Consider the following 20,443-nt stretch of genomic DNA (forward strand, 5'->3'; position numbering starts at 1 on the left):
TCAGGTGGGGGCCGTCGTCGCCGTTTAACCACCACGCCCGCTCACGCATGTCGGGTTTTGGCGGAACGCCCCCTCACCTTTGCGGTCCGGGAGTGTCGGGGTGGTCTGGCAGGATGGAAAGCATGACGATTATTGCTGCCGCCGACGGTTCTGCCCTCGGCAATCCCGGGCCTGCCGGTTGGGCCTGGTACGTGAACGACTCTTGCTGGAGGGCCGGGGGGTGGCCGCACGGAACCAACAACCAGGGCGAGCTCATGGCGGTGCTGGACCTCTTCCGGTCAACGGCACACGTTCCCGACGAAGAGCTGAAGATTCTGTGCGACAGCCAGTACGTCATCAATTGCATCACCAAGTGGATGCCAGGGTGGAAGCGCAAGGGCTGGCGCAAAGCGGACGGGAAGCCCGTCTTGAACGTCGATCTCCTCAAGGACATCGACCAAGCCATTGTCGGCCGCAAGTACACGTTCGAGTGGGTCAAGGGCCACGCAGGCCACGACCTCAACGAGGCTGCCGACGATCGCGCCCGCGCGGTGGCCACCGCATACCAGCAAGGTATAGCCGCTCCCGGCGGACCCGGTTATCCCGGAGCCGAAGCTGCAGGGTCTTTGGCCCGCACATCATCAGCGGGCACGCCACCAGCTCGTATGCAGTCAGCCCGCACGATGCCTGTGGAGGCGCCGTCGCTTTTCGACGACGATCATGACGACGCCGATGCGCCGGATGAAGACCTGACGTTGTTCGGCGGCCAAGACCTTTCGGACGGGTCGCCTTTGCTCAACGCGACGGTGGCGTTCGCGGAGCAGGAGGCGTTCATCGAGCCCACCCTCTTCGCCGGTGACGACGAACAAGCGGTCCTTGGCCAGGACGGCGGGCGCTCAGACGAGGAAACGGTCATTCTTCTTGAGAAGGAGCTCCTGAGGCCCGACGTCAGGGGAGACCTTGGACGTACGGGGATACTGCTCCACCCCGACTTTACCGAGATTGGCAGCTCCGGACTTGTCTGGTCCCGGGACGAACTCATGATGGCGTTGGAGGGAAATCCGGGCGAAACCGCTGAGATCGAGGTCATTTCCGCGGAGCGCCTCTCCAGCAACACCATGCTGCTCAACTACAGAAGTTACGGACGAACCGGCTCGGCCTTGCGGAGTTCCATCTGGTTGCTCGACGACGGCCGCTGGCGGTTGCGCTTCCACCAGTCGACGCCGGAGAAGTAAGGGCGCAAATGCAGGCTGCACCCCGGCGGGAAGGCGGAATGGCCGCCCGCCGGGACCCGCAGCCTCAGCGCTCAGTAGCTGAACCGCTGGGTGTTGCCTTGTTCGGTCTGGAGATAGCTTGCCGCGGCGGAAGACAGTGCCAGGTTGATGGATGCCAGCGAAGCCTCCACTTTGTTCTGGGTCAACGTCCACTCGGAGACGAGGGCCTGGAAATTGTTGGCCGCTGATCCCTTCCACGTGGCTTGGAGCTCGTCCAGCCCACGTTTCATCGCTTGGACGTCGGCACCGACGCGATCCACGGTGGCCTTGACGTTGGCGGATTTGAGCTGGAGCAGTTCGGTATCGACGGAGATAACGCTCATGGGGCGTCGCCTTTCAACTAACGGGGTCCGCAGGTGCGGCTGGCGTGTGGTCCACACAACGAGCCTAGAAGCGGTCCCATAGCCCGGACAGAGCCGTATCTCCCTATGTGGACAACTCGCTGGGCCAACCCGCCCGGGCCTTAGTCCGAGATCTCCGCCTCCGCGATGCCCGCGTCTTCAGGCATCTCCGAGATGTCGTCCTGGAAGGGGAGGCTGACAACCAAGGTGGCCCCGCCGCCGTCGGTCTCGTCGACCCTGACGGTACCGCCGTGGGATCCCACAATGGCAGAGACAATCGCGAGACCGAGGCCGCTGCCGCCGGTCTCCCGCGTGCGCGAAGTGTCAGCCCTGTAGAAGCGTTCGAAAATCCGGGGCAATTCCTCGGCCGGAATGCCGCTGCCGTGGTCCCGTACCTCGAGAACGGAGAGTGGACCGCTCGGACTGTTGCGGACACCGACGGCGAGCTCGATCGGCGTTCCTTCGGGCGTATAGCGCAGGGCATTGCCCACCAGGTTTCCCAGGACTTGCCGAAGCTTGGCCTCGTCACCCTGGACCGGGGCAGGCGCGGCCGGGCCGCCGTCGAGCCCCGTCAGCGTAATCTTCCGCTTGCCGGACGTTGCAAGGGAGTCCACGACGGCGTCGTTCGCGAGGAGCTGCAAGTCCACCGGCTTGAGCTGCAAGGGCCTTTGTTCGTCCAGCCGGGCAAGCAACAGGAGGTCTTCCACCATGGATCCCATGCGCTTGGCTTCGCTCTCGATCCTGCCCATGGCGGTGCCCACGTCTTCCGGTGTGGAAAGGGCGCCGTGGCGGTAAAGCTCGGAGAAACCGCGGATGGTGACCAAGGGGGTGCGCAACTCGTGGGAAGCATCAGCGGCGAATCGCCGCATCCTGGCCTCGGAGGCGGCACGCGCCGCGAAGGACGACTCGATATGCGCGAGCATGGCATTGAGGGAGGCACCCAGGCGGCCGACCTCGGTGACCGGATTCTCGATGTCCACGCGGCGCGAGAGATCGCCGGCGGCAATGGCGGCAGCAGTCTTTTCAACGCGCGAGAGGGGGCGGAACGAACGCGCAACGGTCCACGTGGCGATGAAGAACGCGAGCACCAGGGTCAACAGTCCGACGCCGACCACCACCAGGGTGGCGTGTTCCATGACTTTGTCCACGGGAGACAGGGGCAGCCCGATGATCACCACTGCGTTTTGCCCGGTACGGTTGTCCACGACGTTGACCGCCACCACGCGCCAATTGGCGCCGGTAGTGCCACCAACCTGGAAGGGCGCGTAGTTGCGATCCTTGGCTTCAACCGGGCTGATGCTGGCGATGTTCGGACGATCGGTCTTGCTGCCGCCGAACGGATACGGTGGCTGGCCCTGGACGTAGAGCGTCAGGGAATAGTCGGTGGGAACGGCAGGGCTCGCCTCGGACAGGTTGGCAAAGGACTGCTGCTGCTGGGCGGTCTGCACGGCAGCCTTGAGCTTGTCATCCACCTGCCCTTGGAGGTAGCTCTTGACGAGCGTCAGCGTCCCCGCGCCTGTGGCGGCCAGGGCAAGGAGCAGCAGCCCCATGATGATGGCGACCAGCTGCGACCTGAGGGAGGCCGACTTCCAACGGTTGAACAAGGTCAGCGCTTCTCGGCCGTCCGCAGTACGTAACCGACGCCGCGCTTGGTCTGGATCAGGGCAGTGGCATCCGGGTCGATGTCCACCTTGCGCCGGAGGTAGGAAATGTAGGACTCCACGATCGAGGCGTCGCCGTTGAAGTCGTACTCCCAGACGTGGTCCAGGATCTGCGCCTTGGAAAGCACCCGGTTCGGGTTCAGCATGAGGTAGCGCAGCAGCTTGAACTCGGTAGGCGAGAGCTCGATGATGGTACCGCCGCGGCGAACCTCGTGCGCGTCGTCGTCGAGCTCCAAGTCATCAACGCGGATGACGGCGTCGTCGTCTTCCATCGGCTGCGTGCGGCGGAGCACGGCGCGGATCCGGGCCACCACTTCATCCAGGCTGAAAGGCTTGGTGACGTAGTCGTCGCCGCCCACGGTCAGGCCGGTGACCTTGTCTTCCGTGTCGTCCTTGGCAGTCAGGAACAGGACAGGGAAGTGCTTTCCGGCGGCCCGAAGGCGGCGGGTGACAGTGAACCCGTCCATGTCGGGGAGCATGACGTCCAGGACCGCGAGGTCCGGGGCGTGAAGATCGGCGGCAGCGAGTGCCTCGCGGCCGTTCGACGCCGCAACGACCTCAAAGCCAGCAAAGCGCAGCGAGGTGGAGAGCAGCTCACGGATGTTGGGTTCGTCGTCGACGACGAGCAGCTTGGCTTCGGGGCCGTTCTTTTTCATACCATTCATGATGCTCCCAGTTTCTGGGAGTTGACTGGATGCTTGTTGTGAGAATTATCCGCGTGTCGAGGCTGCATCCCCGGCTAACTTCCGAAGGCAAGCCCGACGCCGAGACCCACCATCGTGACGGCAATCCCGCCGTCGAGAATCCGCCAGGACGCCGGGCGCGCAAAGAAGCCGCGCAACATTTTCGCGCCGAACCCGAGCGAACAAAACCACAGAATGCTGCCCAGCATGGCTCCGGCGCCGAACCACCACCGCAGGCCGGGCCCTTGGGCATTCGCCACCGATCCCAGGAGCAATACAGTGTCCAGGTAGACGTGGGGATTAAGCCATGTGAGTGCCAGGACGGTTGCCAGCGCTGCAGCCAGTCCGCTTCGGCCGGCGCCCGAAGGCCCGGGGTCCGCGGAGACGAGCGCTTGCGGCTTGAGGATCCGCCGTGCCGCCATCACGCCGTACGTGACCAGGAACGCCGCGCCGACATAGCGGAGAACGACGACGGCGGCAGGTGCCGCGGTGAGCAGGGCGCCCGTGCCGAATACCCCGGCCGCGATGAGCACGGCATCGGAGATGGCGCACACGGCAACGATCGCTCCGATATGTTCGCCGCGGATTCCTTGCCGGAGGACGAAGGCATTTTGGGCGCCAATGGCAACAATGAGGGCCAGGCCGGTGCCAAGGCCCAGGCCGGCAGCGTGGAAGACGTCGGGGGAGTTCATGTTTCGAGGCTAAGTTTCGCCGTCAACATTAGTCCAGCTAAATATTCTTAGGCATCGTAAGATCATCTTATGGCCAGATTCTCCTCTGAACAGTTGCACACCTTCGCCGCCGTGCTCACGGAAGGCACGCTTGACGCCGCCGCCCGCTCGCTGAACATCACGCCGTCGGCGGTCTCCCAGCGCCTCAAAGCGCTGGAACAATCATCCGGAAGGGTATTGCTTCAGCGCAGCAATCCGGTCCAGGCCACGGAATCGGGGCACGTCGTGCTCAGGCTGGCGCGGCAACTCGCCCAATTGGAGGCCGACGCCGAACTTGAACTGGGGTTGCCCGGCGAATCGCCCATGGTGTCGGTGCCGATCGTGGTCAACGCGGATTCCCTGTCTGTCTGGTTCCTCAAAGCCCTGACGAAAGTTCCTGCGGAATTGAATGCGGTCTTCGACCTTCACCGGGATGACGAACAGCATTCCACGTCCATGCTGCGTGCAGGAACGGTGATGGCAGCCGTGACCGCGACGCCCGAACCGGTGCAGGGCTGCCGCGTGGAGCCGCTGGGGAGCATGCGGTACCGCGCCGTCACCACCCCGGAGTTCAAGGCGAGGTGGCTTCCCGACGGCGTCGATGCCGCCTCGCTGCGCGCAGCTCCCGCCGTGGACTTCGACCGCAAGGATGAATACCAGCACCGCTTCCTGGAACTCCTTGGCGGTGCGGGGCGTGGAATGGAACCGGCCGGGCCGCGCCACTATGTTCCATCCAGCCAGGAGTTTGCCGAAGCCATTCGCCTGGGTCTCGGATGGGGATTGCTGCCTGAACCGCAATGCGGCCGGGACATAGCCGATGGATCCTTGGTGGAACTCGCGCCCGGGCGGCCGTTGGACGTTCCCTTGTACTGGCAACGGTGGCGGACACCCTCGCGGATACTGGACGCCGTGACAGAGGCGGTCCGCAGCACCGCCGCGGAAGTGCTGCGGGCGCCCTGACAAAACGGCCAAAAGCCAACACGCCGCGGGCACAGTCTTCAATTGTCGGACCCCCGTTTCACACTGGAGCCATGGAAAACAAACAAGAATCACGCGGTGAAACCCACAACGTCGAATTCCATGTCAGCTACCTGGACACGCTCTCCGGACGCGTTGAGCACGAAGCGTTCAGCGACCGCCCGGCCGCTGAACGCTTCGCCGCTGCCCAGCTCAAGGACGAGGACTCGTGGGCTGTCGTCGACGCCGTCGTGCTGCGAGCAACGCAAGGCCAGGAGCGCGCGCAACAACTGGTTGCCTAGCTTGGGTTGGCCAAGCCCCTAGGCGGCGGGTACGTCCTTGGCGTCCATGATCCGGTAGGCGTAGCCCTGTTCGGCGAGGAAGCGCTGGCGTTTGGCGGCAAAGTCCTGGTCGAGGGTGTCCCGGGCCACCAAGGAGTAGAAACGTGCCGCACGGCCGTCCTGCTTGGGACGAAGCAAGCGCCCCAGCCGCTGGGCCTCTTCCTGGCGGGAACCGAAAGACCCAGATACCTGGATCGCGACGGATGCCTCGGGCAGATCGATCGAGAAGTTGGCCACTTTGGACACCACGAGGGTCTTGATGTCACCGGCGCGGAAGGCATCGAACAGTTTCTGCCGCACCTTCACCGTGGTATCGCCCTTGATCACGGGGGCGTCCAAACGCTCGCCGATCTCATCCAACTGGTCGATGTACTGGCCGATCACCAGCAGTTGCTCGCCTTGGTGCAAGGCCACCAGCTGCTCCACCAAGTGCGTCTTGGTCTCCGACGTCGCGCAGAGCCGGTACTTGTCCGCGTCCTCCGCCATCGCGTAGGCCACGCGCTCGTCCCGGGGCAGGTCCACCCGGACCTCCACGCAGTCCGCCGGCGCAATGTAGCCCTGGGCTTCGATGTCCTTCCACGGGGCGTCGTAGCGCTTGGGGCCGATCAGGCTGAAGACCTCGCCCTCGCGGCCGTCCTCGCGCACAAGCGTCGCCGTGAGTCCAAGCCGCCGCCGGGCCTGCAGGTCCGCGGTCATCCGGAAGATCGGAGCAGGGAGGAGATGGACCTCGTCGTAGATGATGAGTCCCCAGTCGTGCCCGTCCACGAGTTCCAGGTGCGGGTAGAGGCCGCCGCGCTTGGTCGTCAGGACCTGGTAGGTGGCGATCGTGACGGGCCGGACTTCCTTGACCGCGCCCGAATACTCGCCGATTTCCTCCTCCGTCAGCGACGTCCGCCTGAGGAGCTCGTCCTTCCATTGCCGGGCCGCGACCGTGTTGGTCACCAGGATCAGCGTGGTGGTGGAGCTGGTAGCCATGGCTGCGGCCCCCACCAAGGTCTTGCCTGCACCGCAGGGCAGCACGACGACGCCGCTGCCGCCCGCCCAGAAGTTCTCCGTGGCCAGCTTCTGGTACGGCCGCAGGTGCCAGCCGTCCTCGTTGAGGGCGATGAGGTGCGGAGTGCCATCCACGTAGCCGGCGAGGTCCTCGGCCGGCCATCCGAGCTTGAGCAGCAATTGCTTGAGCTGTCCCCGCTGGGAGGAATGCACCACCACGGTTTCGCCGTCGATCCTCGGCCCCAGCAACGGTGCGATCTTCTTGGCCCGGATGACTTCCTCGAGCACGGGGTAGTCGGTGGTGCGCATGACCAATCCGTGCTGGGGATCCTTTTCCAGGCGCAAGCGGCCGTAACGCGACATCGTCTCTTCGATGTCGATCAGCAAGGAGTGCGGCACCGGGAACCGGGAGTAGCGCAGGAGCGTGTCGAGGACTTTTTCGGCGTCCAGTCCTGCCGCGCGCGCATTCCATAGGCCCAATGGGGTGAGCCGGTAGCTGTGGACGTGTTCGGGGGCCCGCTCCAGTTCGGCGAACGCCGCAATCGCATGGCGGGCCTCGGTGGCGAGCTCGTGGTCGACTTCCAGCAGGATGGTTTTGTCGCTCTGTACGATCAGCGGACCGTCGCTCACTATTGCTTCCTCACTTGCGCGGATCGCCCGCGGGCTCCACATCGATGATGCGATGGATGGACAAGACTCTTTCGGTGTCCCTGGCCGCGTCGAACACCCTGACGCGCCCTCCCGACACCGATACGGGAACAACTGTTTCTGTATTGGAATTCCCCGAGCCGTCAACCACGTTCATGGTGACCGCTTGCTTCAGCCGGATGGCCCTCTGCAGGGTTTCGAGTCCGAGTTGCGTTGCCGCCTCGCCGGTCGCGTCGCCGTGGACAGAATGATGTTGCCTCAGTACCGAAAGCTGGGCGTCGACGTCGTCGTCCGGCGGTGCGGTGCGGGGCGCGGTGTACACGGGGCGGGCCCCGCCGGCCAGCGCCGTCGTCCTCCTGTAGCGCACGACGGCGGTCTCCGCCTCCTGCACGGCGGGCGAGAGTCCCAGCTCGCGCAGCACCCTCGCGACCTCCCGCGGGCTCGCCGTGGAGGTCAGCACCGTGGGGGCGATCCGGACAAGTCCGAGGCTTGAGGCTCCCGGCTCGTGAACGAGTTCGGCGATGGCTGCCTCGTCGTCGCTCTGGATGAAACTGGGGCTGCTGGCGACACGCAGGCGGCCGTGCCGCGAGGCGATGTTCTTGATCAAGTACCGGAGCGGCTGGGGGACATCGGTGGCCGAGTGGGTGCGCAGGAACCCGAGGATGGTTTCGGCGTCCTGGCCGGCGTCCAACGCGCGCCGGATCGAATCTCCGGAGAATCGGAAGATCGTCGCCGGGCCCTGGCCTTCGGCGTCGGCGATCAGAAGCAGTTTTTCGCTCAGCTCGGGGGCCAGGTACCCGGGGGCGACGGCGGTCAGGTCTGCTTGCAGGAGGACATGGTTCACCGCGGCGGGGAGGTGTTCGCCGAGGATGCTGAGGGCCAGTTCGGGCTGTTCGGTGGCGATCGCCGAACCAAGCTGGGTGAGGGCGCCGGAACCCATGAGCCCCAGGAGTTCGGCTTCGTGCAGGATGCCGCGGACAAGGGAACTGAACCGCCGCGACATCCGAGGCTGGGCCCATTCGGCGCGTTCCATGACGGCTTCGGCGTTGAGCACAGGAGCCTTGCCGTCCGGTGCTTCCACCTCGAGGGTGAGTTCTTCGAGGATCTCCAGGATCCGTTTGCGGACCAGCGGGGCGTCAGGGCGCTGGGCCTCGGCGGACAGGGCATTGATGGAGGTTGCCGCGGAGCCCGTTCGCGGTGCCGTGGTGCCGGGCCCCGGAAGGGTCTGGCCCACGAGGGAAGGAGCGCGCTCGCTGGCAAGCCAGGCGTTGACCAGCCACAGCCACTGTTCCTGGCGCGGGAGCGTGAGCCATTCCAGCGATGGCGGTTGCACCCACGTGGAACTGTCCACATCGAGGCGCAGTAATCCGGACAAGGCACCGAGCTCGAGGATGAGTGCGGTCTCGGATAAACCGAGGCGGAGGCTGTCGGCGAGGCGTTTGAGCTCGCGCACGCCCACACCGCCGCTGCGCAGGGTGACCACCGGCTGCTCGCGGACCGCGTACAGGAGTTCACCCACCAGCCGGAGCACTTCGGCGATGGCACCCATGGCGGCATTGCGGCGCAGGGCGGCACTCGTCTGGCCCAGCTCCGGCACGGGAGGCTTCAAGGTGAAGTGGTCCACGATCGCGCCGCCGCGCAGGGACAGGCCGACGCTGTGCGGAAGCTCAACGTGGCCCGCGTCGAGGGGAACAAGCAGTCCACGGGCCAGGAGCCAGTCCACGGGGCCGACGTCGCGGCCTTCATGGAGCACGGAGGCCTTGCGCTGGGCCTGCGGAACGGCGCCCATGGCCCAACTGCCGAACTTGTTCAAAAGGGGACGTGTCCGGACAGGTGCCTCGGACAGGATGTGCTGAAGGTTCTCCGGGGTCGATGTCCAATGTTGCAGTGCCAAAGCCGCGTCCATGGGCGTCGTGGCGGCCAGGATATGGGCGCCGCTCTGGTGGAGCTCGGCAACGAGGTGCACCACCCGCTGCGCGAAGGCAGGCTGCAGTCGGACCAACTCGGTGTAGCTGCGGCCCAAGCCCGCCGGGTAGATGCCGATGACGTCCTTGAGGCTGCCCACCGGCAAGTAGAAACGCTGCCTGCCTGGATTGTGCACCGTGGCCGGCGGATCGGCCCGGTGGATGAGGGCCAGCTCCTGGAGCTTGCTCAGGATCGGTTCGAGCGCGGCAAGCGTCGCTCCGTTGATGCACCTCTTCAATCCGGCCGCCGATGCGCTGTGGCCGGTGTCCGTGTTGGTGCATAGGTGGAGCGTCTCCAGCACCTGCATCTCCGGTTTGTTCAGCCGTTCCAGGGCGCGCTGCACGCTGACCCGGGCACTTGCCCTCGCTGCGAGGGCGGCGAAATCCGGTGCGATGGGGGAGATCAGGTCCGGCCGCGCGGCAAACAAGGCCCGCAGCGAATCGTCGCTGCGCGCTTCCAGTTCCTTGCTGAGCGCGCGAATAAGGGACATCAGTTCAACGTTACCGCCAGGCGGGCCCGCCGTCGGGCTTTCCGGCCGCTCATTGACGGCGCCGTGCCCACACGGAGTCAACCACCAGTGCGGCCATCAGAATGAAGGCGAGCGGCAGCCCGTACAGGGCGGTGGACGTGACCCACACCGGGGCCACGCCGTTGCCATAAGCGATCACCATGACGGCGGCGACGGCCGCCAGGGACAGGACTGCGACGACGGCGGCAACGATCGTGAGCGGCCGGCGGAAGTCGTGGGGAATCATGCATGCAACGCTAACAGTCCGGGGCCGCATCACCGGTTCCGGCCCGGGTGCAGTCCGGTCGCGGACAAATGGCGGCGGCACCGGCCTGCTGGAGCCTCAAAGCGCGATTCCGCGGCCGGGCAGGATAACCTTGAAGCAATAGACCAACACGGTCCAGGCAGTTACCCCTATTCCCGCAGCATCCTGCGGATGCGGTGGCGCGCCGGCTGTGTCTCGCAAGTCAGAACGAAGAAGGTTGATTACGTGCCCACCGGCAAGGTCAAGTGGTATGACAAGGACAAAGGCTTCGGATTCCTCGCGGCAGAGGACGGCCAGGAAGTGTTTCTGCCCAAATCAGCGCTGCCCGAAGGCGTAGCGGATCTCAAAGCGGGCACCCGGGTTGAGTTCGGCGTCGCCGATGGTCGCCGGGGCGCGCAAGCCCTTGGCCTCCGCGTGCTGGACAAGTTGCCATCCATCGCCAAGGCCAAGCGCATGAACGCCCGCGAGCTTGCTCCGGTAGTCCAGGATCTCGTTTCCGTCCTGGACAACCTCTCCGGCACGTTGTCCGCCGGCAAGTACCCTGAAGGCGCCAAGGGCAAGGCCATTGCCGCAGCCCTGCGCAAGGTCGCCGACGAGCTGGAAGCCTAAAGCTGCCATGACATCGGAATCCGCTGAAGCCAGTCCTGAAGAGAACGGCACTGGCGCCGCTGCTGGAACGGCTGGAACGCCTGGTTCCGGTGCTGAGCGGAAGCCGGCAACGGCGAAACCCCGCACCGGCATCCCCGTGTGGCGCGTCGGCAAGCCGGACGCTTTCCTGGCCGCCGCCGTCGATGTTGCCCGCAACGCGGTGGAGACCATAGCCCGGCCGGGTGAAATCGGCCCGCACATTGCAGCGCGCTCCGAAGGCGAACGCGTGGTCACCCACCTGTTCGAATCGCGGCTGGCAGGCTATGGCGGTTGGCAGTGGTACGCGGTGGTGACCCGCAACTCGCGCTCCAAGGTTGTCACCGTCAGCGAGCTTGGACTGTTGCCGTCGGAGGACTCCATCCTCGCGCCGGAATGGGTGCCGTGGGCAAAACGCGTCCGTCCGGAGGACGAGGCTACCGCGGCCGAAGAACTCGCGGAAGAGGCCGTCGTCGCCGTTGACGTGGACGACGACGGCGAGCCCTCCGGTTCGCAGGCCGCCGCTTCCGGTGACGCACCAGAGAACGACGACGTCGACGACATCGAGGCTGACTAACCTTTGGCGGACCCGGCGAGTGAATTCCTTGAAGGTGGAAACTGATGTCCACTTTCAAATCGCTGGGTGTCCCTAACTACCGCATCTGGTTCATCGGTGCCCTCATTTCCAACGTCGGCACGTGGATGCAGCGGACTGCCCAGGATTGGTTGGTCTTCGCCCATCTGAGCAATCACGACGCCGGCGCCATGGGCGTGACCTTGGCCCTCCAACTCGGCCCGCAGCTTTTCCTTGCTCCGTGGGCCGGACTGCTTGCCGACCGCTACAGCCGGCGCAGGCTCCTTGTCATGACGCAATCGGCGATGGCAGTCCTGAGCACTGGCTTGGGACTGCTGGTGCTGAGCGGTGCGGCGCAGTTGTGGCATGTCTATGTGTTCGCGCTGGTGCTGGGCGTCGTCTCGGCACTTGACGCACCGGTCCGCCAGACGTTCGTCTCGGAACTGGTCAAGGACGACTATCTTGCCAATGCCGTTGCATTGAACAGCGCATCCTTCAACGTTGCGCGCATGATCGGTCCCGCCGTGGCCGGCGTCCTGACAGTGGCCGTGGGCCCGGGCTGGGTGTTCATGATCAACACCGTGACCTTCCTCGCAATGCTTGGCGCGATCCGGGCCATTCCCCTAGCCTCCCTGCGCGTCCAGCCCCGGGCAGCCGCAGGCAAAGGCCGCATCCGGGAGGGGCTTCGCTACGTCCGCAATCGACCGGACATTGTGGTTGTCCTCGTCGCGATTTTCATCATGGGCACATTCGGCTTGAACTTCGTCCTCTTCATTGCGGCCATGGTCGGCACGGAATTCGGCATGGACGCGGGCGCCTTCGGGCTCCTCAACTCGGTCATGGCGATCGGCTCCGTCGCAGGGGCGCTCCTTGCCGCCCGGCGCGGCCGGCCACGGATGCGCCTCATCTTCGCGGCGGCGGGCGGGTTCGGCCTCGCGAGCGGACTGGCGGCGCTGGCACCGAATTACACCATGTTTGCCTTGGCGCTGATTCCCTGCGGCTTGTTTGCCCTGACCATGATCACCAGCGCCAACGGCTACGTGCAATCCACCACTGAACCTGTCATGCGCGGCCGGGTCATGGCGCTCTACATGGCCATCTTCATGGGTGGAACGCCCATCGGTGCACCGTTCGTCGGCTGGGTATCCAACGTCGCCGGACCCCGATGGGCTGTGGGTGTGGCCGCCGCCGCGGGCGCCGGCACCGCCGTCGTCGGCATCGTGTGGATCATTCGCGCGCGCCAGCTGCGGCTCCGTTTCGATCGAACCGCCCGAGGGCTGCGGTTCTTCCGCATTGAGTCCTTGGGCGCGGGCGATGCTCTTAATAAGGACAGCGCCGTTAAAGAGGCCAGCGCCGCCCGGGATCCGCACCCGGACGACGCCGACAAGCCCTGACCGCAGGAACGCGGCCGGCGCTTACTTCTTCAGTTCGCCCACCACATAGTCGATGCTGGCGAGCAACGCAGAGACGTCGTCCGGCTCGATGGCAACGAAGGTAGCGATGCGCAGCTGGTTGCGGCCCAGCTTGCGGTACGGCTCCGTGTCCACGATCCCGTTGGCGCGCAGCACCTTGGCGATGGCCGCGGCATCGATCGAATCATCGAAATCGATCGTGGCGATGACGTTGGAGCGATCCTCTGCCTTCGCGACGAACGGGGTGGCGTACTCGGAAGCCTCTGCCCACGTGTAGATGCGGTTTGCGGAGTCCGCGGTGCGTCCCGAAGCGAAGTCCAGGCCACCATTCTTGTTGAGCCACTGCACCTGGGCATCCAAGGTCACCAAGGTGGACAAGGACGGCGTGTTGTAGGTCTGGTTGAGCTTCGAGTTGTCGATGGCCGTCTGAAGGTCCAGGAAATCGGGGATCCACCGGCCGCTTGCCTTGATGCGGGCGGCGCGCTCCAGGGCTGCGGGGGAGAAGAGGCCCAGCCACAGGCCGCCGTCGGAGGCGAAGTTCTTTTGCGGAGCGAAGTAGTAGACGTCGGCCTCGGCAACATCGACATCCAGGCCGCCGGCCGCGGACGTCGCATCCACCAGGACCAGGGCGCCGTCGTCGCTGCCCTCAACGCGCTTGACCGGAGCGGCCACACCCGTCGAGGTTTCGTTCTGCGGCCATGCGTACACGTCCACGCCCGCTTCGGCCTCGGAAACCGGCCGGGTGCCCGGCTCGGACGTGATGATGGACGAGGCTTCCAGGAAGGGTGCCTTGTTGGTGGCCGCAGCGAACTTGGAGCCGAACTCACCGAAGGAGAGGTGCTGGGCTTTCTTCTCGACCAGGCCGAAGCCGGCGACATCCCAGAACGCGGTGGAGCCGCCGACGCCGAGAATCACCTCGTAGCCCTCGGGCGCACGGAAGAACTGGCTCAGTCCCTCGCGGACGGAGCCCACCAGGTTCTTGACCGGTGCCTGGCGGTGGGAGGTGCCGAGGATCGTGGTCGAGGCGGCGGACAGGGCCTCGATCTGCTCCGGGCGGACCTTGGAGGGCCCGGCGCCGAAGCGGCCGTCCTTGGGCAGCAAATCGGCGGGGATAGTGATGCTGTTGTCGCTCACGGGATGCTCCAATGGTGAAGTAGCGGCCTAGATGGGTCGTGGCAGGTGGCAAGCTGCCTCCTTCGACTTCCCAATTCTGCCCGACGCCGCAGGCGGGGGCAGAACCGGAGGTGTCATAGTCCGCCACGTGGAAAGCATTTGTTTGGTCGGCTCCGGATGGGACGGCGGAAGAGCGCTGGACCGGCGTCGTAATTATCCGGAGTAATTCCAAATAAGCTAAGCTTGGAGCTGGCGAAAACACGCAAGATACTGCGCTCGAGGAGCTGAGCTGGATGACGGATCTGATCGATACCACTGAGATGTATCTTCGGACCATTTTGGAGCTTGAAGAAGAGAACATCGTGGCTCTTCGCGCACGCATCGCCGAACGCTTGCGGCACTCCGGCCCAACTGTTTCCCAGACGATCGGTCGGATGGAACGCGACGGCCTGGTGATTGTGTCCAACGACCGGCACCTTGAGCTGACCGAAACGGGCCGGAAACGCGCCACGGAAGTCATGCGCAAGCACCGGCTCGCGGAACGGCTCCTCGCCGATGTCATCGGGCTTGACTGGGCCTACGTCCACGATGAAGCGTGCCGCTGGGAGCACGTCATGAGCGAGCGCGTGGAGCGGCGGCTCTACGAGCTCCTGGACCACCCCACGGAATCGCCCTACGGCAACCCCATTCCGGGACTCGAAGCATTGGGCGGAGCCGCGTCCCACGCGTTTACGGACGGCGTGGTCAACCTCCTTGACGCGATGAACGAATACTCACCTGAAAACCGGGTCACCGTCAGCCGATTGGCCGAACCGATCCAGGTGGAACCGGAACTCCTGGTGCAGCTGGACGAGGGCGGAATCCGTCCCGGTGCCAGGGTTTCCCTGGAACGGGTGGGGGAGTACATCTCAGTCCGCGTGCCCAATATCGACGGCGCCCTGGAGCTGCCGCCGGAGGTTGCCTCGCACGTGTTTGTCACGGTCGCCTAGCCTCTCCGGCAAGGCGAGCGGCAAAGATAACGAAATTATTACCGCGGGGGCTTAATCCCCTATAGTTGGGTACTGGCGCCGATACCAAAGCGTTACCTGATCCGAAGCCGAGTTCTGCCAGTGGATCAGGTGGATTAGTCCATTCACTGGCAGAAGCGGGGGAACCACCATCGGCCGTCGAAAGACGGCCTTGGGGTGAAGTCCGCAGCAGAAGCACACATTGCGCAGGGTCCTCCTCGGAGTAGCCCTGCGCTTCGCGTCCTTCGTGCGGACCGGGTCCACGATCTCTCTGGCCCGAATCCGACAGCTAACTTCGCAGGCTTGCCAGAGAGGAAAACCTTGACCACGCAGAACACCAGGGGCCGCAGGCGCGCGTCCGGTCCTGCTGCTGAGCTGCGGAGCGCAAGCGCCGTCGAGCACCAGCGGCCCCGCGATCCCCATCGCGAACTCCGCCGCCGCAAGGGACCTTTGCGGCAGATGGCCGAGTTCGCCGCAGCGAGCGGAGCGGGGCAGAAGGCCGGCGTGGCCCTTGCGGCTACCGGCCTCATCCTCACGATCGCCATGCCGGGCGCCGGCGCCATGACGGCCACCCCTGAGTTGAACCAGACGGCCCTGGCAGTGGGAACCCAGCCTGAAATCCCGGCCGCGGCAAGCGCCACGATCGATTTCAGCCGCGCTGCGGTTTCCACCACGGCAGATCCGGACAGCAGGCTCAAACAGCTCCTGAGCGCGCAGTCCGTCGGCACCATCACGACGTCGTCCTCCAAGGGCACACTCGGGGCGCCGCTGGATACCCTGATCACGGCCTCGCCGTTCGGTTACCGCGTGAACCCCATCACGGGCGGCCTAGGCGAATTCCACCGGGGCCAGGACTTCGTGGCCCAGTGCGGCACCCAGGTCCATGCCGCTGCGGCGGGCAAGGTGACCTTCGCCGGCTGGCATCCGTATGGCGGCGGGAACCGCATTGTGGTGGACCACGGCAACGGCCTGGAAACCACGTACAACCATTTGTCTTCGTTCAACGTCCACGTGGGCCAGACTGTCAGCCGCGGCGACGTCATCGCGTTGAGCGGCACTACCGGCGCCTCCACCGGCTGCCACCTCCATTTTGAAGTCATGGTCAACGGCGACGTCGTCGACCCCCTGGGCTGGCTGTAGCCAATCCGATGGAAGCCTCTCGCATGCTTGTCACGCTCCGTGACCTGAATGTGACATTCAGCCAAAACTCATGTACCGTCTAAGACGCATCAACTTTTAGAGAGTTGATGCACTCGAGTGGATTGCCTAGCTCTGCCACTGCTCGAGGTTCCGTTCGCAAAACATCGTCTGGCAGAGGCGGGGGACCCACTTTTGGTCATCTTCACGGATGGCCTTGGGGTTAAGTCGCACAACTTCCGAGAGGGAGAAGTGTGGCCGGATGACTCCCATCCGAATCCGACAGCTTACCTCGCGGGCATAGGGAGAGGCCTCTTAACGTGTCTTCACGCTCTACTGTCGCGCGCCACCGTGCCGCGGTCACCAAGACCAACTCGCTTGCCGTTATCGCTAAGACTGTCGGCAGCAACGCCGGTGGCGTAGGCCGTCAGGCAGCGGTTATCGCAGCTGCTTCCGGTCTGGTGCTTACTAGCGGTATCGCAGCCAACGCTGCAGAAACCAACGTCCCCCGCGAGTCCACTTCGACTTCCGCCCTGGAAGTCCAGTCCGTCGCCCAAGCCAGCATTTCGGCCGACTCCTCCGTCGCCATCAAGTACGAGCGCCCGACGGTTTCCACCGAGGCTGCTCCGGTTGTTGCTGCTCCGGTCGCTACCCAGGAAGCTGCTCCTGCTCCGCAGGCTGCAACGGGTGCCGCTACCGGCGTCTCGACGCTTTCCGTGACTGCTGCTGTTTCTCCCGCAACGAAGGTTGCCAGCGGCCAGGGCGCGGCAATTGCTGCCGCAGCTTACGCACAGCTTGGCGTTGCCCAGGACTGCACGGCCCTGGCTTCGAACTCCTTGGCTGCCGTTGGCATCCACTTCCACGGTTGGCCGGCAGACTACCTCTCCCTCGGCCGCACGGTCAGCGCTGCTGAAGCGCAGCCGGGTGACCTCGTCTACTACCAGAACGGTGGCATGGGCATGGCCCACATCGCCGTTTACGTCGGCAACGGCATGGCAGTCCACGGCGGCTGGAACGGTGGCACCACCGCCCTGTACAGCGTCAACGTCGGTTCCGGCCCGGTCTTCATCCGCGTCGGTGGCTAATTAGCTCCGGCTACATAGTTTTCACTGGAACATCCCCGTCGGTCCGCCGGCGGGGATGTTCCGTTTTAACCAGCATGCGCAAACGTGTCCGGCACATGAACTTTGACCGACACCGTCCTGGAACTCACGCTAGGATTCGTTGATCTGGCCTCCGGGTGTTTACTCTTAGGTTGTCGATCCACAGCCCGTACATGCAGAGGGCAGCCGGCCCTCGCGCCCCTGACGGGTGCGGCCGTGAAGAGGTACGTGCATGCGCACACTCGTTCTGAATGCTGGATATGAACCGCTGGCGGTAGTAACCTTCCGCCGGGCGCTGGTCCTTGTGCTCACCGGGAAAGCGAGCGTAGTGGCCGAAGGCGACGAGCCTGTCGTCGGGCCACAGGAGATTCTCGGACGTCCGTCCGTGATTCTGCTCAATCGCTACATCCGGCCAAGGTACAACACCATCACGGCGGTTACACGCCGCGGCGTCCTGCGCCGCGACGGCCACCGTTGCGCCTATTGCGGGAAAGCAGCCCACACCATTGACCACGTCCACCCCAAATCCAGGGGCGGCGCGGATTCCTGGGAAAACCTGGTGGCAGCGTGCCTTCGCTGCAACAACGCCAAGAGTGACCACACTCCAGCCGAGATGGGCTGGAAACTGAGGTTCACTCCCGCGGCGCCCACCGGGACTATCTGGCAGATCAAGGAGCTTGAGAAACCTGCGCCCGCATGGGATCCCTTCCTCCTCCCTGAATCGGCGGCCTGAACCGGAATTGAGCCGCTTCCCGGGTAATCTGGGCGGGTGGACTTTGATGCGGTGGTATTGGCGGGTGGCAAGTCCTCCCGCCTCGGCGGCGTGCCCAAAGCCCATCTGAGGTACGACGGCGCAACGCTCCTTCAGCGTGCCCTGGCGGCCACGCGCGGAGCCCGGAGAGTCGTCGTCGTCGGGCCGGATCCCGGCACATTGCCGGACGGCACGTTGACCGCACGGGAGGACCCGCCCTTCGCCGGACCGGCAGCCGCGATCGCCGCCGGGCTCCTCGCCCTGGAGGGGCAAGACAGCGAAGGGCAGGATTCCGAAGCGCGGCACGGCCAGAGTCCCTCCCCAGGCCATGCAGCCTGGGTGCTCGTCATGGCCTGCGACATGCCCCTGGCCGCCGCCGCTGTTCCTGTCCTGCTCCAGGAAGTTTCCGCCCATGCGGAATCGGAAGGAGCCCTGTCCATATCCTCCGATGGACGGAAGCAGCCCCTGCTCGGGATCTACCGGGTATCTGCCTTGCAACGGGAAGTGCAGGCTGTATCGGAAGAGGAGGGCCTGGCCAACGCAGCGGTCTTCCGGCTGCTTGCTAGGCTTGATCTGCTGGCCGTGCCCGTCCCCGAAGGGTCCACCGACGACGTGGATACCTGGGACGATGCCGCGGCGCTCGGAGTGGACGGCGACCTGCCGTGACAACAGCTGTACAGGACTGTGGAGGCGGATCGTGAAGAGCCAGGAAGAAACGCTCGAGGAATGGTGCAGGAGCCTGCTGCAAGCATATGAGCTCGAAAACGTCGAGATCGACATCAACGAGATCCTGTCCCTGGCAGGGGTTGCAGCCCATTCAGTGGTCCGGCCGGCGGCTCCTTTGACCACCTTCATCGCGGGCTTCGCAGCCGGACTCGCAGCGGGGTCCGGGCAGGCTAGCGAATCCGCGTCGATGGATGCCGCGATGGGCCTGGCCCGCACGCTCGCGAAGGACTATACGAACCCCGGAACCGACGCCGGATGACGGAAGCCCCCGAAGAAGGCGCCGAGCCGCTCGGCGCCGTGACCGAACCGGCCCCGGACGTTGAGCAGGTCCAGCACGCCGACCACTTGTGGGCCGAGGCGCGGCAACTAGCCTTCGACAGTGCCACGCCCATTCCCGCCGCTCCCGTCGCCCTGAAGGACGCCATCGGCAGGACCCTGGCCGCCGATGTGCACGCCCTGCAGGACCTGCCTCACTATGCGTCCTCGGCGATGGATGGTTGGGCGGTCAACGGCAGCGGCCCCTGGATCCTCGCGGAACCCGGCCATCGGCTGGCCCCGCACCAAGCGAGCCCGATCGTCACCGGTGGCTTGATCCCGCCGGGGGCCAAGGCAGTGCTCCGCAGCGAGAGCGGGGTCCTGACCACCGATGAAGACGGCCTGCCGCTGCTCGCGCTCGGCGGAAAAGCGAAACCGGGCGAACCGCGCAACGGCCAACACATCCGAAACGCCGGAGAAGAAGCCGCGGCGGGCGAGCTGCTGATCACATCGGGCGTTGTCTTGAACCCTGCCCACCTCGCCCTGGCCGCACTGGCCGGGCGCGACGAGCTGGACGTCCTCGGCAAGCCCCTCGTGAAAATGCTCCTGACCGGCTCCGAAGTGGTGACCGCGGGTGTCCCGGTCCCCGGCCGGGTGAGGGATACCTTCGGTCCCCAGCTTGGCGCCGTCGTCGAGCTCCTTGGCGGGATCCGCGGCGAGCAAATCAAGGTGGGCGACTCCTATGAAGAGTGGCTCGCGGGCCTTGAAGAAGGCGAGCTGTCGCCCGACGCGCCTCCCGCCGACGTCGTCATCACCACCGGTGGGACTGGCCGTTCGGGGACGGACCACTTCCGGCGGGCCATTGCGGAGCTCGGCGGCCGTTTGCTGATTGATGGAATTGCGATGCGTCCGGGACATCCCGGCGTGCTGGCCGAACTGCCGGACGGTCGCTTTGTGCTGGGTCTCCCCGGGAATCCGCTCGCGGCCATGATGGTCCTCTTCACGATCGGTGCACCGCTCCTCGCGGGGCTGGGGCACAGGGCGCTGCCGGAGGTCGGCGAGGTTCCTTGCGGTGCCATGCTCGACGCCGACCCGGGGCGCACGCGCTTGCTTCCCTTCAGGTTCGTGTACGGCTTGGCCTCGCCGGCCCAGCATGCGGGCCCCGGGATGATGCGCGGCCTCGCCAGCGCCGACGGAGTCATGGTGGTGCCACCGCACGGCGTGCAACTGGGAGAGGCGGTGCCCGCTTTTCCGTTGCCGTGGGGGCCGCCCCTTCCCCGGCCAAAGCCCACGGAGGACAAGGCCAAGAAGTCTCCCTCCCGGTCTGCCCGCAAGGTGCCGTCCGGGCCGGTCGACTGGAGCGCCCTGACGGGCTGAGAGATTCCGACGCCGAATGGACGCGGGTGGATTAGAGAG

At 65.3% G+C, this 20,443-nt stretch carries 21 protein-coding genes and 2 riboswitches; of the genes, 13 read left to right on the forward strand and 8 right to left on the reverse strand.

The genetic code is table 11. The features are described from left to right. Positions 1–122 precede the first annotated feature (122 nt). Complete coding sequence (locus OIT41_RS04130; protein ID WP_241708151.1) at positions 123–1,214, forward strand: ribonuclease HI family protein; 1,092 nt, start codon at positions 123–125, stop codon at positions 1,212–1,214. A 71-nt stretch (positions 1,215–1,285) separates the two neighbouring features. Here the strand turns inward: OIT41_RS04130 and OIT41_RS04135 are convergent, their stop codons facing one another. The 4 genes from OIT41_RS04135 to OIT41_RS04150 form a co-directional block, all read right to left on the reverse strand. Next, positions 1,286–1,576 (reverse strand): WXG100 family type VII secretion target, encoded by a 291-nt coding sequence (locus tag OIT41_RS04135; RefSeq protein WP_241708152.1) that lies wholly within the window; start codon positions 1,574–1,576, stop codon positions 1,286–1,288. A 140-nt stretch (positions 1,577–1,716) separates the two neighbouring features. Further along, complete coding sequence (locus OIT41_RS04140; protein ID WP_241708153.1) at positions 1,717–3,198, reverse strand: sensor histidine kinase; 1,482 nt, start codon at positions 3,196–3,198, stop codon at positions 1,717–1,719. Positions 3,199–3,200: 2 nt separating this feature from the next. After that, positions 3,201–3,911: a response regulator transcription factor gene (locus OIT41_RS04145; RefSeq protein WP_059388206.1), complete on the reverse strand. Its 711-nt coding sequence runs from the start codon at positions 3,909–3,911 to the stop codon at positions 3,201–3,203. An 83-nt stretch (positions 3,912–3,994) separates the two neighbouring features. After that, positions 3,995–4,630: a LysE/ArgO family amino acid transporter gene (locus OIT41_RS04150; RefSeq protein ID WP_264637462.1), complete on the reverse strand. Its 636-nt coding sequence runs from the start codon at positions 4,628–4,630 to the stop codon at positions 3,995–3,997. Between the two features lie 69 nt (positions 4,631–4,699). Between OIT41_RS04150 and OIT41_RS04155 the strand changes: the two genes are divergently transcribed. Further along, positions 4,700–5,608: a LysR family transcriptional regulator ArgP gene (locus tag OIT41_RS04155; RefSeq protein ID WP_241708154.1), complete on the forward strand. Its 909-nt coding sequence runs from the start codon at positions 4,700–4,702 to the stop codon at positions 5,606–5,608. 71 nt (positions 5,609–5,679) lie between these two features. Beyond that, the gene (locus tag OIT41_RS04160; protein ID WP_078106277.1) at positions 5,680–5,907 is read left to right on the forward strand and encodes a hypothetical protein; all 228 of its coding nucleotides are present in this window, start codon (positions 5,680–5,682) and stop codon (positions 5,905–5,907) included. 18 nt (positions 5,908–5,925) lie between these two features. On the opposite strand, the gene OIT41_RS04165 is transcribed toward OIT41_RS04160, so the two are convergent. Genes OIT41_RS04165 through OIT41_RS04175 form a run of 3 tightly spaced genes read right to left on the reverse strand, consistent with a single transcriptional unit; the run spans position 5,926 to position 10,307 of the window. After that, positions 5,926–7,569, reverse strand: coding sequence for a DNA repair helicase XPB (locus OIT41_RS04165; RefSeq protein WP_241708155.1), 1,644 nt, complete (start codon positions 7,567–7,569; stop codon positions 5,926–5,928). Positions 7,570–7,579: 10 nt separating this feature from the next. Continuing rightward, positions 7,580–10,042 carry a helicase-associated domain-containing protein gene (locus OIT41_RS04170; protein WP_264637463.1) on the reverse strand — a complete coding sequence of 821 codons (2,463 nt, stop codon included), beginning with the start codon at positions 10,040–10,042 and terminating at the stop codon, positions 7,580–7,582. Between the two features lie 49 nt (positions 10,043–10,091). Further along, on the reverse strand, positions 10,092–10,307 hold the full coding sequence (locus OIT41_RS04175) for a hypothetical protein (protein WP_241708157.1): 216 nt from the start codon (positions 10,305–10,307) through the stop codon (positions 10,092–10,094). Between the two features lie 243 nt (positions 10,308–10,550). Between OIT41_RS04175 and OIT41_RS04180 the strand changes: the two genes are divergently transcribed. From OIT41_RS04180 to OIT41_RS04190, 3 genes are read left to right on the forward strand one after another with little or no spacing between them, the layout of a single operon-like run. After that, entirely contained in the window at positions 10,551–10,934 is a 384-nt protein-coding gene (locus tag OIT41_RS04180) for a cold-shock protein (protein ID WP_078106274.1), read from the forward strand. A 7-nt stretch (positions 10,935–10,941) separates the two neighbouring features. After that, positions 10,942–11,526 (forward strand): DUF3027 domain-containing protein, encoded by a 585-nt coding sequence (locus OIT41_RS04185; protein WP_241708158.1) that lies wholly within the window; start codon positions 10,942–10,944, stop codon positions 11,524–11,526. Between the two features lie 44 nt (positions 11,527–11,570). Next, complete coding sequence (locus OIT41_RS04190; RefSeq protein ID WP_241708159.1) at positions 11,571–12,917, forward strand: MFS transporter; 1,347 nt, start codon at positions 11,571–11,573, stop codon at positions 12,915–12,917. 21 nt (positions 12,918–12,938) lie between these two features. On the opposite strand, the gene serC is transcribed toward OIT41_RS04190, so the two are convergent. Beyond that, on the reverse strand, positions 12,939–14,069 hold the full coding sequence (serC, locus tag OIT41_RS04195; RefSeq protein WP_241708160.1) for a phosphoserine transaminase: 1,131 nt from the start codon (positions 14,067–14,069) through the stop codon (positions 12,939–12,941). A 272-nt stretch (positions 14,070–14,341) separates the two neighbouring features. Between serC and OIT41_RS04200 the strand changes: the two genes are divergently transcribed. The 7 genes from OIT41_RS04200 (at position 14,342) to OIT41_RS04230 (ending at position 20,404) form a co-directional block, all read left to right on the forward strand. Further along, complete coding sequence (locus OIT41_RS04200) at positions 14,342–15,037, forward strand: metal-dependent transcriptional regulator (protein WP_078106270.1); 696 nt, start codon at positions 14,342–14,344, stop codon at positions 15,035–15,037. Between the two features lie 126 nt (positions 15,038–15,163). Beyond that, a riboswitch (cyclic di-AMP (ydaO/yuaA leader) is annotated at positions 15,164–15,374 on the forward strand. Positions 15,375–15,376: 2 nt separating this feature from the next. Then, on the forward strand, positions 15,377–16,195 hold the full coding sequence (locus OIT41_RS04205; protein ID WP_241708161.1) for a M23 family metallopeptidase: 819 nt from the start codon (positions 15,377–15,379) through the stop codon (positions 16,193–16,195). A 129-nt stretch (positions 16,196–16,324) separates the two neighbouring features. After that, positions 16,325–16,507: riboswitch (cyclic di-AMP (ydaO/yuaA leader) on the forward strand. A gap of 5 nt (positions 16,508–16,512) precedes the next feature. Continuing rightward, complete coding sequence (locus OIT41_RS04210) at positions 16,513–17,277, forward strand: NlpC/P60 family protein (RefSeq protein ID WP_241708162.1); 765 nt, start codon at positions 16,513–16,515, stop codon at positions 17,275–17,277. Positions 17,278–17,527: 250 nt separating this feature from the next. Next, positions 17,528–18,028: an HNH endonuclease gene (locus OIT41_RS04215; RefSeq protein ID WP_028266173.1), complete on the forward strand. Its 501-nt coding sequence runs from the start codon at positions 17,528–17,530 to the stop codon at positions 18,026–18,028. Between the two features lie 36 nt (positions 18,029–18,064). Then, entirely contained in the window at positions 18,065–18,712 is a 648-nt protein-coding gene (locus tag OIT41_RS04220) for a molybdenum cofactor guanylyltransferase (RefSeq protein WP_241708163.1), read from the forward strand. A 31-nt stretch (positions 18,713–18,743) separates the two neighbouring features. Beyond that, positions 18,744–19,031 (forward strand): DUF6457 domain-containing protein, encoded by a 288-nt coding sequence (locus OIT41_RS04225; RefSeq protein WP_171983416.1) that lies wholly within the window; start codon positions 18,744–18,746, stop codon positions 19,029–19,031. Next, positions 19,028–20,404 (forward strand): molybdopterin molybdotransferase MoeA, encoded by a 1,377-nt coding sequence (locus OIT41_RS04230; protein ID WP_241708164.1) that lies wholly within the window; start codon positions 19,028–19,030, stop codon positions 20,402–20,404. Before OIT41_RS04225 ends, OIT41_RS04230 begins: the two co-directional genes overlap by 4 nt. Positions 20,405–20,443 lie beyond the last annotated feature (39 nt).

This window comes from Arthrobacter sp. YA7-1, assembly GCF_025960325.1.
In the GTDB taxonomy this organism is placed as follows: Bacteria; Actinomycetota; Actinomycetes; order Actinomycetales; family Micrococcaceae; genus Arthrobacter; species Arthrobacter bambusae_A.

Bases quoted from the DNA above. Each gene is read 5' to 3' on its own strand.
- OIT41_RS04130 (WP_241708151.1), top strand. From the start codon at position 123: ATGACGATTATTGCTGCCGCCGACGGTTCTGCCCTCGGCAATCCCGGG.
- OIT41_RS04135 (WP_241708152.1), bottom strand. From the start codon at position 1,576: ATGAGCGTTATCTCCGTCGATACCGAACTGCTCCAGCTCAAATCCGCC.
- OIT41_RS04145 (WP_059388206.1), bottom strand. From the start codon at position 3,911: ATGAAAAAGAACGGCCCCGAAGCCAAGCTGCTCGTCGTCGACGACGAA.
- OIT41_RS04150 (WP_264637462.1), bottom strand. From the start codon at position 4,630: ATGAACTCCCCCGACGTCTTCCACGCTGCCGGCCTGGGCCTTGGCACC.
- OIT41_RS04155 (WP_241708154.1), top strand. From the start codon at position 4,700: ATGGCCAGATTCTCCTCTGAACAGTTGCACACCTTCGCCGCCGTGCTC.
- OIT41_RS04160 (WP_078106277.1), top strand. From the start codon at position 5,680: ATGGAAAACAAACAAGAATCACGCGGTGAAACCCACAACGTCGAATTC.
- OIT41_RS04170 (WP_264637463.1), bottom strand. From the start codon at position 10,042: ATGTCCCTTATTCGCGCGCTCAGCAAGGAACTGGAAGCGCGCAGCGAC.
- OIT41_RS04175 (WP_241708157.1), bottom strand. From the start codon at position 10,307: ATGATTCCCCACGACTTCCGCCGGCCGCTCACGATCGTTGCCGCCGTC.
- OIT41_RS04185 (WP_241708158.1), top strand. From the start codon at position 10,942: ATGACATCGGAATCCGCTGAAGCCAGTCCTGAAGAGAACGGCACTGGC.
- OIT41_RS04190 (WP_241708159.1), top strand. From the start codon at position 11,571: ATGTCCACTTTCAAATCGCTGGGTGTCCCTAACTACCGCATCTGGTTC.
- OIT41_RS04200 (WP_078106270.1), top strand. From the start codon at position 14,342: ATGACGGATCTGATCGATACCACTGAGATGTATCTTCGGACCATTTTG.
- OIT41_RS04215 (WP_028266173.1), top strand. From the start codon at position 17,528: ATGCGCACACTCGTTCTGAATGCTGGATATGAACCGCTGGCGGTAGTA.
- OIT41_RS04230 (WP_241708164.1), top strand. From the start codon at position 19,028: ATGACGGAAGCCCCCGAAGAAGGCGCCGAGCCGCTCGGCGCCGTGACC.